An 11,643-nucleotide genomic window follows, 5' to 3' on the forward strand; every position below is an offset into this window, starting at 1 on the left:
GTGGTGCGCTCCGTCGCCCGCCCGGCGGCCATCGTGACTCCACCGCCGCCCTGGCCCGGCGTGCCGGACCGGTCCGGAGCCGGCAGCGGCGGCACGGGATCGTCCGGTGGCCGGTCGTCGCCGTACGCCCCGGCGGGCCGCTCCGGCGCCGCGCTGCCCGCCGCCGAGGAGAGTCCGGCCGGGTCCGGCGAAGCGGAGGGCGCGGCCGCCCGCGCCGCCCGGGCCGCGCGGGTCGACCTCGGCGCCGTGCTCGCGCGCGTCCTGGCCTGGCTGCGGCTCACCCCGCGCCGGGTGGCGCTGGTGGTGACGGCGCTGGGCGTGGCGGCGGCCACCGGGATCGGCACCGCCTTCGCGATCGTCGACGACGAGTCGGACGGCGCGCCGACCAGCGGCTCCACCTCCACTGGCGACGGCGGGCCGGACCGACCGTACGGCCGGGAACCGGGCCGGCCGCCGCCGCCGGACGGCGGCCCTCCGCCGAATCCACCGCCCTTCCCCTGCCTGCGGCCCCACCCGATCGGCGAACCGATCGTCGCCCGGCCCGGCACCGCCGACGGCGGCTTCCGCCCACCGGCCGGCTGGACCTGGCACGTCGAGGAGGGCTGGCGGGTCACGGTGCCGGTCGGCTGGCTCCGCTTCACCGAGAACGGGGTCGCCTGCTTCCGGGATCCGTCCAGTCGGCGCACCCTCAGCGTCGAGCCGGTCACCGCCGAGCACCCCGACCCGGTCGCCTGGCTGCGGTCCCAGGAGCGCCGGCTGGTCGACGCCGGCACGCTGCCGAACTACGCCAAGGTGCGGATCGGCGCGGCCGCCGGCCGGGGCGCGCAGTGGGAGTGCCGCTGGACGGCCCCGTTCGGCGAACGGCAGCACGCGCTGCGGCTGCTGCCCGGCGACGAGCCCGGCGGGTGGTTGCTCGGCTGGAGCACGGCGGACGACGACTGGGCCGCGGCGACCGGGCAGTTCACCGTGGTGCGGCAGAGCTTCAGCGGCCGGGTCACCGAGGTGGTCTCGCCGACCTGACGGCACCCCCGGACCGGACCGCGCTGTGGATGAGAAACCGCAGGCCGCTGGATATCGTGTATCGGGGGTAGCCGAGGGGGAACGTCGTGCAGCAACTGCTGGTCGCCGGGCGGTACCGGTTGCTCGAGCTGGTCGGCAGCGGCGGGATGGGCCGGGTCTGGCTGGCCCGCGACGAGATGCTGCACCGGGACGTCGCGGTCAAGGAGGTCGTCCCGCCCAACTGGCTCGACGAGGCCGAGCGGGACGAGCTGCGACTGCGGACGCTGCGCGAGGCGCGCACCGCGGCCCGGCTGAACCACCCCAACGTGGTCCGGCTCTACGACGTGGTGCACGACCGGGACAGCCCGTGGATCGTGATGGAGTACGTGCCGTCCCGCTCGGTGCAGCAGATCCTCACCACCGAGGGACCGCTGGAGCCGGGGCGGGTCGCGACGGTCGGGCTGGCGGTGCTGGCCGCGCTGCGCGCCGCGCACGCCGCCGGGGTGCTGCACCGCGACGTCAAGCCGCACAACGTGCTGGTCGCCGACGACGGGCGGGTGCTCACCGACTTCGGGCTGGCCACCTTCGACGGTGGGGACGGGCTGATGACCGGTCCGGGCCTGGTGTTCGGCTCACCGCAGTTCGTCGCCCCGGAACGGGCCCGGGAGGGCGTCTCCGACCCGCGCACCGACCTGTGGTCGCTGGGCGCGACGTTGTACGCGGCCGTGGAGGGCCAGTCCCCGTACGCCCGGTCCACCGCGATGGCGACGCTGAGCGCGCTGGCCACCGAGCCGCCCGACCCGGTCCGCCGGGCCGGGCTGCTCCGGCCGGTGCTGGAGGGGCTGTTGCAGCGCGACCCGTGGCGACGGGAGACCGCTGTCGAGGCCGAACGGCTGCTGCGGGCGGCGCTCGCCGCCACCGACGCCGGGTTGCCGCTGGCGGGCCGGCGCCCCGAGGCGATCGACCGGCCGGCGTCCCACGACACCCGTCCCGCCGCTCCGGACGCCGGGACGCGGCCGGGCGGCGCCCCGGCCGCCGCGCCGCCCCCGTCATGGGAGGCCGGCCGGCCGGCGGCGGGCGGCGCACCGACACCGGCGGACGCCCCGACACCGACGGATCCGCCGGCCGGGGGCGGCGGCGAGCGCGCGGCGGGCCCGCCGACACCGGGGGACGCCGCCGTGCCGGGGGACGCCGCCGTACCCGCCCCGGTCGTCCCACCGCGCCGGGGCGGCGCGCGCCGCCGGCGGCAGGGGCTGGTCGCGGTGGCCGTGGCGAGCACGCTGCTGGTCGGTGCCGGGGGCGCGGCGGCGCGGCGCGGCGGCGGCGATCGGGCGTCGCCCTCCCCCGGCGGCGCCGGGGGCGCGACCGCCGTGCGGCCCGTCGCCTTTCCCTGCGGCACGTCCGCCCCGGCGGACGCCACCCCGGTTCCCTCCGTGCCACCGCCGACCGGCGAGCCCGCGCTGGTTGCGGGGTGGACCTGGTACGAGGACGCGACCGGCTTCCGGATCGCCGCCCCGGCCCGCTGGCTGGGCTTCACCGACGGCCCGGTGACCTGCTTCCGGGAACCGGGCGGCGGACGGGTGCTCAGCGTGGCTCCCGGCGTCGCGCCGGCGGACCCGGTCGCCCACTGGCGGGCCGAGGAGCGACGGTTGACCGGCGACGGGGCGCTGCCCGGCTACCGTCGGGTGGACATCTCCCGGCTGGACATGTTCCGGGGCGGGGCGCTGTGGGAGTGCTCCTGGCTCAACGCCGCCGGCGTGCAGGTGCACACCGCCCGGTTGATGGTGGCGGTCGCGGCGGGCCGGGCCTACACCGTCTCATGGTTGACAGAAGAGTTCGACTGGCAGGTCAACGCGACATACTTCCTGATGATCCGGCAGAGCTTCCGGCCCGCCGCCTGACGCCCTCCCCTGTGGACCGTCTGGGTGATTGCCCCTCGGCGGCGGCTCTGACACAGTGGCGTAGCTTTGTCGATCAAGAACCTGGGGAGGGCGACGCGACATGATGGGACCGTCCCACGCGCTGTCCGGCGCGGCGGTGTGGCTGACCGGCTCGTGGGCGCTGGACCAGTTCGCCGACTACCACCAGTCGCCACTGGCGCTGGCCGTCGGCACCGCGGTCTGCGCCGGCGGGGCGCTCTTCCCCGACCTCGACCTTTCCGGCAAGGTCACCCGCAACCAGGGCGGCGCGACGGTGGCCCGCACCTTCGGGGTCTTCTCGCTCTTCATCGCCGAGGTGATGGAGAAGATCTCGCTCGGCGTCTACTACGCCACCAAGCTGAGCCGGGACCCGCGCCGCAGCAACGGCCACCGGACGCTGACCCACACCCTGCCGTTCACCGTCCTCGTCGGCTGGGGCACCACCGCGCTCTGCGCGGCGTACGGCAAGTGGGCCGTGGTGGGCATCCTGTTCTTCATGATCGGTCTGGCCCTGCGCGGGCTCTTCGACGAGTGGGCCGAGCGCGCCGGCTGGGTCATCGTCACGCTGGCCTCGGCCGCCGCCGCCTGGTTCACCTTCGCCAACCTGCCCGGCGACCGGGGCTATCCGATGATCGGCCTGGCCGTCGGGGTGGGCTGCTTCGTGCACATCCTCGGCGACATGATCACCAAGGCCGGGGTGCCGATCCTGTGGCCCATCCCGATCAAACGGCGGATGTGGCTGATGGTCGGCCTGCCGAACGGCATCGCGCTGCGCACCGGCAGCAAGGCCGAGGTGATCGTGCTGCGCACCGCGCTGACCGTGCTCTCCGTGCTCGCCGCGGTCGGGCTGGTGGCGCCGTCGGTGCTGCACCGGTTCAATATCGAGGTGTGACCACCAGCGGGCCGGTGCCGGCCGACGACGACGACGTTCCGGCGTTCTGCCGGCACCTGGGCATTCCCGGCCTGGCCGACGTGCACGTGCACTTCCTGCCGCCCCGGCTGCTGCGCCGGGTGTGGGCGTACTTCGACGCGGCCGGGCCGCTGGTGGGCACCGAGTGGCCGATCCGGTACCGGTGGAGCGACGACGACCGGGTGGCGCACCTGCGGCGGATGGGCGTACGGGCGTTCAGCGCGCTGGCGTACCCGCACCGGCCCGGGATGGCGGCGGAGCTGAACCGGTGGACGCTGGACTTCGCCCGGGCCACGCCGGGGTGCCTGCCCTCGGCGACCTTCTTCCCCGAGCCGGACGCGCCCCGGTACGTCGCCGAGGCGCTGGACGGCGGCGCCCGGGTGTTCAAGGTGCACGTCCAGGTCGGCGGGTTCGCACCGACCGACCCGGCGCTGGACAAGGTGTGGGGGCTGCTCGCCGACGCGGCCGTGCCGGTGGTGGTGCACGCCGGGCACGCCCCGGTCGGCACCGCGCACACCGGGCCGGCGGGCTTCGCGGCCCTGCTGGCCCGGCATCCGCGGCTGAGCGCGATCGTGGCCCACCTGGGCGCGCCCGACTACGCCGCCTTCCTCGACCTCGCCGAGCGGTACGAGCGGGTGCGGCTCGACACCACCATGGCGTTCACCCCGTTCTTCGACCGGTTCGTGCCCTTCCCCGCCGGTGAGCTGCCCCGGCTGCGCGAGCTGGGGCTGGCCGGCAAGGTGCTGCTGGGCAGCGACTTCCCGAACATCCCCTACCCGTACGCCGAGCAGCTGGCCGGGTTGGCCCGGCTCGACCTGGGCGACGACTGGTTGCGCGCGGTGTGCTGGGACGGCGCCGCCGCCCTCTTCGACCTGGACCGAACGATGGTGCCGCGCGTCGTGTGATCCGGAGCGCCGACGCGGCGCTGCCCGCCGGGTGGACCGGCGGGGCCCGGAGGCGTCAGCGTGTGGCGACCGGCGGCAGGTCGGTGCCGGCCGCACCGGTGCGGCGGAGCCGGGCCAGCAGTCGGGGCACCTCCCGGGCGCCCCACACGATGCCGATGTGCGTCAGGGTCGGCGGGAGCACCAGGAGCGCTGCCACGGCGCAGGCCACCGCGAAGCCCAGCGGCGAGCCGCCGTCCACGAGTGCGACACCGACCACGGCGAGCAGGGTGAGTGCGCCGGCCACGCCGGCGGCGGCCAGCGTCCCGGCCAGACCGCCGCGACGGCGACCGGTCAGCTCGGCGACCACCCCGGCCGGCACGACGACCAGCGGCACCAGCACCAGACCGGCCAGCGCGGCCACCAGCACCATCACCGGCCCGGCCAGCGGGCCACCGGCGCCGGCGTCGGTCACCAGGGCGTAGCCGAGCAGCAGGAGGTAGCAGGCCAGTCCCTCGACGGTGAAGACGACCCAGGCGGCCACCGCCCCGGCGATGTGCCGACCCACCGCAGCGACCATCGACCACACCTCCCCCGCGCCGCGCGCCCACCGAAGGGCGTCGCGTTCGGCGAACCGTAGCGCAGCGGGCGGCGTGCCGGGTGCCGGGGACGGCTCAGACGCCGACGCGCTGCGGCGGGACCGTCAGGCCGTAGAGCGCCATCAACTCGGGCGTGTCGACCCGGCTGCCGTCGGCCACCGAGTCGCACCCGATGTCGACGATCTGGTCCTTGTGCGCCAGCAGGTACGGCCGGGCGCCGACGTCGGCGCTGGCCAGGGTCGCGATGCCGGACCAGTGCCGCCGGCCGAAGAGCATCGGGTAGCCGCGCAGCCCGTCGTAGGTGGCGCAGACCAGCACGTCCGGGTACGGCAGCGCGGCCACCCGGCGTACCGCGGCGGGCGTGAGGCCCGGCATGTCCACCGGGACGACCACCACCGCCTCGACCCCCTCGTCGGTGAGCGCGGCCAGGCCGGCCCGGATCGAGGAGCCGACCCCGGTGCCCCAGGCACGGTTCACCACCACCGTGACGCGGCTCAGGTCGGCGGTCTCCCGCACCTGGTCGGCGGCCGCGCCCAGGACCACCACGATCTGCTCGCAGCCCGCCTCGGTCATCGTGTCGATCATCTGGTTCACCAGGGGCGTGCCACCCTGGTGCAGCAGCGCCTCGGGTCCGCCGATCCGGCGTCCCCCGCCCGCTGCGATGATCATCCCTGCGATCCGGTTCAGCTGCGCCACCTCCGTCGTGAAGACGGACCGGGCAGAGCTGCCCGGCCCGTTGCGCACACCGGACCCAACGAGCGCCCCCGGCGCCGGGTAGCGGGGCAAATAGGAAAATTGTGCGCTATGCCGCGTCGGCGTAGCAGTCGACGATGGACAGATCCAGCGGGAACCGGACCGCAGTGTCCCCGAACAGCAGCGCCGAGGCCCGCTCGCCGGACCGGCCGACCGCCTCGGCGACCGCCTCGGCCTGCTCGGCCGGGCAGTGCACCATCACCTCGTCGTGCTGGAAGAACACCAGCTCGGCGGCGGTGCCGGCCAGCTCGCCGCGGAGCGTGGCGAGCAGCGTCGAGGCCCACTCGGCGGCGGTGGCCTGGATGACGAAGTTGCGGGTGAACCGCCCCCGGGACCGGGCCGCCCGGGCACGCGGGGACTGCGGGTCGGCGCCGACGTCCGGGTCGACGCCCGCCTCGTCCCCGTCGACGAACCCGGCCGTGCCCGGCGGGCAGGTGCGCCCGAGCCAGGAGCGGACCAGGCCGCCCACCTCGCCGGTGCGGGCCGCCGCCTCCACGTAGCCGAACGCGGTCGGGTAGCTGCGCTTGAGCACCGCCAGCGCGGGCACGGCCGACCCGCCGGTCTGGCCGTACATCGCCCCGAGCAGGGCCACCTTGGCCCGGGCCCGGTCGCCGGCGAAGGCGTCCTGGGCCAGGGCCGCGTAGAGGTCGCCCGCCCCACCGGCCGCGGCGAGCCGGGCGTCGCCGGAGACCGCCGCGAGCACCCGGGGCTCCAACTGGCCGGCGTCGGCGACCACCAACCGCCAGCCCGGATCGGCCACCACCGCACGCCGGATCACCTTGGGGATCTGCAACGCGCCACCACCCCGGGTGGCCCACCGGCCGGAGACCACCCCGCCGGGGACGTACTCCGGCTGGAAGCGGCCGTCGGAGACCCAGGCGTCCCGCCAGGCCCGGCCGTGCGCCGTCCAGATCCGGTAGAGCTCCTTGTATTCCAGGACCAGCGGCACCGCCGGATGGTCGACGCCGCGCAGCACCCAGGCCCGGGTGTTGGGCAGCTCCACCCCGGCCCGGGCGAACGCCCGCAGCAGCTCCGCCGGGGAGTCGGCGTGCACCTGACGTACGCCGAAGGCGTCGGCGATCCGGGCGGCCAGCTCGGCGAGCCGGCGGGGCGGCCCGCCAACCGGGGACGCCTCGCCGAGCAGCTCGTCGAGGATCGCGTCGTGCACGTCGACGCGCCAGGGCAGGCCGGCGGCGCCCATCTCCACCCCGATCAGCGCGCCGGCCGACTCGGCGGCGACCAGCAGCCGGAACCGGCCCGGGTGCTGCGTGGCGGCGATCCGGGCGAGCTGGTCGGCGTACACCTCGACCAGGGCTTCGATGCCCGGGCCCGGCGGCCCGGGGACGGCGTCGAAGAGCGCGCCCTGGCCGTGCCCGGGCGGCGCGGGCGGCCGGGGCGCCGGGTCGGGCGGCACGGCGGCCCCGGTGAGCCGGGCGTGCGCGGCGGCGAGCGAGCGCGGCTCGCCCCAGCGGCCGGCGTGGCCGAGCAGCAGGGCCTCGGTCAGCTCGACGTCGTGGCAGCGCTCCACCCGCACCCCGGCGCGCAGCAGCGCCGGATAGAGCGCGACACCCGAGGCCCAGACCCAGCGCGGGTGCTCGGCGGCCTCCCGCGCGGCGACCGCGGCGGCGAGGTCGGCGACGGCGCCGGCCGCGCCGGCGGGACGCCCCTGGGCGTCGAGGGGCTGGAGGACTCCCCCGCCCCGCTCGTCCGCCACCACCGCCACCAGCACGGATGCGATTCTGCCTCGCCCGTGTGACACCGACCGATCCGCCCGCCCGCACGCCGCCCCCGGCCCTCGGCGAGCCCGCCCCGGCCGGCCGGAAGGGACCGGCGGTGCGGGCCGGGAAGTCGACGGACGGGTCGGTGGATCATCGCAGTGGTCGGTAGCGTGGGCGGGTGCCCCCGCAGATCCCCCATTCCGAGCCCGGCACTCCGGACACCAGGGGGCCGTTGCGCTACCTGTGGTGGCTGGTTCGCTGCCAGCCCTGGCGGGTGCTGCGCGGCAGCCTGCTCGGCACGGCCTGGATGGTCGGGCTGTCGGTGCGGCCCTGGCTGATCGCCCGCGCGGTCGACGACGGGTTGCGCGCCCGCGACAACCGCGCCCTGTGGCTCTGGGTCGCGGCGATCGTCGTCGCGGGGGTGGGCCTGTCCTACCTGGGCATCATGCGGCACCGCACGATGACCTTCATCCGGGAGGACGCCAAGGCCCGCTCGGCCGCCGTCGTGCTGCGGCAGCTGTCCCGGATCGGCGCGGTGCTGCCGCGCCGGGTCGCCGCGGGCGAGGTGGCCACCGTCGGCGGCTCCGACATCGACTGGACGGCGCAGGTGCTGACGCTGACCGGCCCGGGGGTGGGCGCGGTCGTCGCCTACGCGGTCATCGCCGTGGTGCTCTGGTCGATCTCCCCCTTCCTCGCCCTCTGCGTGCTGGTGGGCGTGCCGGCGGTCGGGCTGGTGGTCGGGCCGCTGCTGCGCCGCCTCGACCGCGCCGAGTCGGTCTACCGGCAGCAGCAGGGGGCCCTCACCGCCCGCTCCGGCGACATCGTCGCCGGGCTGCGCGTCCTCGCCGGGGTCGGCGGCCGGGACCTGTTCGCCCGCCGGTACGCCGCCCGGTCCCGGGACCTGCTCGCCGAGGGCTACCGGGTCGGCGCCGTCAACAGCTGGATCGACGCGGCCACCGTCGCCATCCCCGGGCTGTTCCTCGCGGCGGTGGTGTGGCTGGCGGCCCGGATGGCGGTCACCGGCGAGATCAGCATCGGCGAACTGGTCGCCGTATACGGATACGTGGCGACCCTCGTCGTGCCGGTCTGGTTCCTGCTGGAGGGCAGCCACCAGCTGATCCGCGGCCGGGTGGCCGCCCGCCGGATCGTCGCCCTGCTCGGCCTGGTCCCGGACGACGTCGGCGGTCGCCGGGCCGCGCCCGGTGGGCGGGGTCCGGTGCCGGCGGCCCGCCGGCCGGAGGCGGTGCCCGCGCCTGACGGTCCCGCCGACCTGCACGATCCGGTGACCGGGTTGACCGTGCGCGCCGGGCGGCTGACCGGGGTCGCCGCGGACGACCCGGCCCAGGCGCTGGCGCTCGCCGACCGGCTCGGCCGGTACGTCGCCTCCGACGTCACCTGGGGTGGCGTGCCGCTGACCGGGATCGCGCTGGACGAGGTCCGGGCCCGGATCCTGGTCGCCGACCACGACTCGTACCTGTTCGCCGGGACGCTGCGCGACGTCCTGCGCCCCCGAGCCGGCGAGGACGACCGGGGCGGGCCGGGGACCGACGACGAGCCGGTGGTGGCGGCGCTGCGCGCCGCGTCCGCCGAGGACGTGGCCGAGGCGCTGCCGGACGGGCTCGACACCCCGCTCGACGCCCGGGCCCGTACGTTCTCCGGCGGCCAGCGCCAACGGGTGCGGCTGGCCCGGGCGCTGCTCGCCGAGCCGGAGGTGCTCATCCTCGTCGACCCGACCTCCGCCGTGGACGCGCACACCGAGGCGCGGATCGCCGAGCGGCTGCGGGCCGCGCGGGCCGGGCGGACCACCCTCGTGCTGGCCACCTCGCCGCTGCTGCTCGGCCGGGCCGACACCGTCGCCCACCTGCAGGGCGGCCGGATCGTCGGCACCGGCGGCCACGCCGACCTGCTCGACCGGGATCCCGGCTACCGGCGGCTGGTGGCCCGGGACAGCGCCGACCCGGACGTCGACCGGCCCACCGACGCCGAGGGGGCCCTCCGGTGAGCCGACTGCCGGTGGCCGACCGCGGCGCCGTACGCCGGGCGCTGCGCGACCTGATCGGCCGGCACCGGCGCGCCGTCCTGGGCGTGCTGGCGCTGCACAGCGCCGCCGCCGTCGCCGGGCTCGTCCCGCCGTGGCTGCTGGGCCGCATCGTCGACCGGGTCACCGGGGGTGCCGGGGTGGCCACCGTCGACCGGCTGGCGCTGGCGATCGGCGGGGCGGTCCTGGTGCAGGCGGTGCTCTCCCGGTACGCCCAGTACGCGGGCCACCGGTTCGGGGAGCGGGCCGTGGCGGAGCTGCGCGAGGACTTCGTCCACCGCACGCTCGAGCTGCCCGTCTCCGTCGTCGAGCGGGCCGGCTCCGGGGAACTGGCCACCCGCAGCTCGGTCGACGTGTCCACCGTCGGCACCACCGTCCGCGACGTGGTGCCCACCATGGTCATCGCCTCGGTGCAGCTGGCGCTGCTGTTCGGGGCGGTCTTCCTGCTGCACCCGCTGCTCGGCCTGGCGGCGCTGGCCGGGCTGCCGTCGATCGGCGCGGCGACCCGCTGGTACCTGCGCCGGGCCAGCCCCGCGTACCTGGCCGAGGGCACGGCCGCCGCCGCGCTGACCGAGACGCTGACCAGCACCGCCGAGGGCGCCCGCACCGTCGAGGCGTTCCGCCTCGCCGACGAGCGGATCGCCCGCGGCACCACGCGGATCGCCCGGCTGTGGGCCGCGCGGCGCGCGACGCTCGGGCTGCGGACGGTCTTCTTCAGCGTGGTGGAGGCCAGCTACCCGCTGCCGGTCGCCGCGGCGCTGCTCGTCGGCGGGTACCTGCTGTCCCGGGGAGACGTCTCGCTGGGCGCGGTGGTGGCCGCCGCGCTCTACCTGCAACAGGCCATCGAACCGCTGGACCGGCTCCTGCTCTGGACGGAGCAGGCGCAGCGGGGCTTCGCCTCGTTCGCCCGGGTGCTCGGTGTCGGCCTGGTGCCGCCGGAGGCGCCCGGCACCGCGCGCGCCCCCCGCGACGAGCGACTCGTCGTACGCGGGGCCCGCTTCTCCTACGCCGCCGGCCACGACGTGCTGCACGGCATCGACCTGGAGGTCCGGCCCGGCGAGCGGCTGGCCGTCGTCGGCCCGTCGGGGGCGGGGAAGTCCACCCTGGCCCGGCTGCTGGCCGGGATCGACGCGCCCCGCCACGGCGTCGTCAGCATCGGCGGCTGCCCGGTCACCGACCTCGACCCGGCCGAGCGTCGCCGCCGGATCGCCCTGGTGACCCAGGAACACCACGTCTTCATCGGCTCGGTACGCGACAACCTCGCCTTCGCGGCGCCGGACGCCACCGACGAGCAGATGCGCTCCGCGCTGCGCACCGTCGGCGCCGACTGGTACGCCGCGCTCCCCGACGGCCTGGACACCCCGCTCGGCGACGGAGCCCGGCAACTCGGCGCGGCCGAAGCCCAGCAGCTCGCCCTGGCGCGGCTGGTGCTCGCCGACCCGCACACGCTGATCCTCGACGAGGCGACCGCCGCCCTCGACCCGACCACCGCCCGGCGGACCGAGCGGGCCCTCGCGGCCGTGCTCACCGGGCGCACCGTCATCGCGATCGCGCACCGGCTCAACACCGCGCACGACGCCGACCGGGTCGCCGTGCTGTCCGACGGCCGGATCACCGAGATCGGCACCCACCACGACCTGGTCCGCGCCAACGGCCCCTACGCCGCCCTCTGGCGCTCCTGGCACCCCTGATGGGAGGTGTCGGGTTGGCCGGGAGGCAGACTCGATGTCCGGTAGCCGCGGGCGAGTGAGCACTTCCACCCCTTGGACCGGTGAGTCCTAGGGTCAGACCGTGCCCTTGCCCGTGGTCGGGAGATGAACGGCTGA

8 protein-coding genes and 1 pseudogene are annotated in these 11,643 nt (G+C 76.7%); 6 read left to right on the forward strand and 3 right to left on the reverse strand.

The genetic code is table 11. The features are described 5' to 3' along the window. The 4 genes and pseudogenes from KBX37_RS31210 to KBX37_RS31225 form a co-directional block, all read left to right on the forward strand. Positions 1-1,020, forward strand: a pseudogene (locus KBX37_RS31210) (hypothetical protein); the annotation flags it as partial. Positions 1,021-1,106: 86 nt separating this feature from the next. Continuing rightward, positions 1,107-2,900: a serine/threonine-protein kinase gene (locus KBX37_RS31215; protein ID WP_307849284.1), complete on the forward strand. Its 1,794-nt coding sequence runs from the start codon at positions 1,107-1,109 to the stop codon at positions 2,898-2,900. A 100-nt stretch (positions 2,901-3,000) separates the two neighbouring features. After that, positions 3,001-3,810, forward strand: a complete 810-nt coding sequence (locus tag KBX37_RS31220) for a metal-dependent hydrolase (RefSeq protein WP_210779445.1) — start codon at positions 3,001-3,003, stop codon at positions 3,808-3,810. After that, positions 3,807-4,733, forward strand: coding sequence for an amidohydrolase family protein (locus KBX37_RS31225; RefSeq protein ID WP_307849285.1), 927 nt, complete (start codon positions 3,807-3,809; stop codon positions 4,731-4,733). Before KBX37_RS31220 ends, KBX37_RS31225 begins: the two co-directional genes overlap by 4 nt. Before the next feature lie 55 nt (positions 4,734-4,788). Here the strand turns inward: KBX37_RS31225 and KBX37_RS31230 are convergent, their stop codons facing one another. From KBX37_RS31230 to KBX37_RS31240, 3 genes are all read right to left on the reverse strand, one after another. Further along, positions 4,789-5,289, reverse strand: coding sequence for a hypothetical protein (locus tag KBX37_RS31230; protein ID WP_210779446.1), 501 nt, complete (start codon positions 5,287-5,289; stop codon positions 4,789-4,791). A 94-nt stretch (positions 5,290-5,383) separates the two neighbouring features. Continuing rightward, the gene (locus KBX37_RS31235) at positions 5,384-5,977 is read right to left on the reverse strand and encodes an NTP transferase domain-containing protein (RefSeq protein ID WP_210779447.1); all 594 of its coding nucleotides are present in this window, start codon (positions 5,975-5,977) and stop codon (positions 5,384-5,386) included. 133 nt (positions 5,978-6,110) lie between these two features. Further along, on the reverse strand, positions 6,111-7,820 hold the full coding sequence (locus KBX37_RS31240) for a bifunctional 3'-5' exonuclease/DNA polymerase (RefSeq protein ID WP_210779448.1): 1,710 nt from the start codon (positions 7,818-7,820) through the stop codon (positions 6,111-6,113). Positions 7,821-8,053: 233 nt separating this feature from the next. Here KBX37_RS31240 and KBX37_RS31245 point away from each other — a divergent pair, with 233 nt between their 5' ends. Both KBX37_RS31245 and KBX37_RS31250 read left to right on the forward strand, forming a co-directional pair. Further along, positions 8,054-9,781 (forward strand): ABC transporter ATP-binding protein, encoded by a 1,728-nt coding sequence (locus KBX37_RS31245; protein ID WP_210779452.1) that lies wholly within the window; start codon positions 8,054-8,056, stop codon positions 9,779-9,781. Continuing rightward, complete coding sequence (locus KBX37_RS31250) at positions 9,778-11,508, forward strand: ABC transporter ATP-binding protein (RefSeq protein ID WP_210779449.1); 1,731 nt, start codon at positions 9,778-9,780, stop codon at positions 11,506-11,508. The genes KBX37_RS31245 and KBX37_RS31250 overlap by 4 nt, the downstream gene beginning before the upstream one ends. Positions 11,509-11,643 lie beyond the last annotated feature (135 nt).

The organism is Micromonospora sp. U56, assembly GCF_018070095.1.
GTDB classification, from domain to species: domain Bacteria; phylum Actinomycetota; class Actinomycetes; order Mycobacteriales; family Micromonosporaceae; genus Micromonospora; species Micromonospora purpureochromogenes.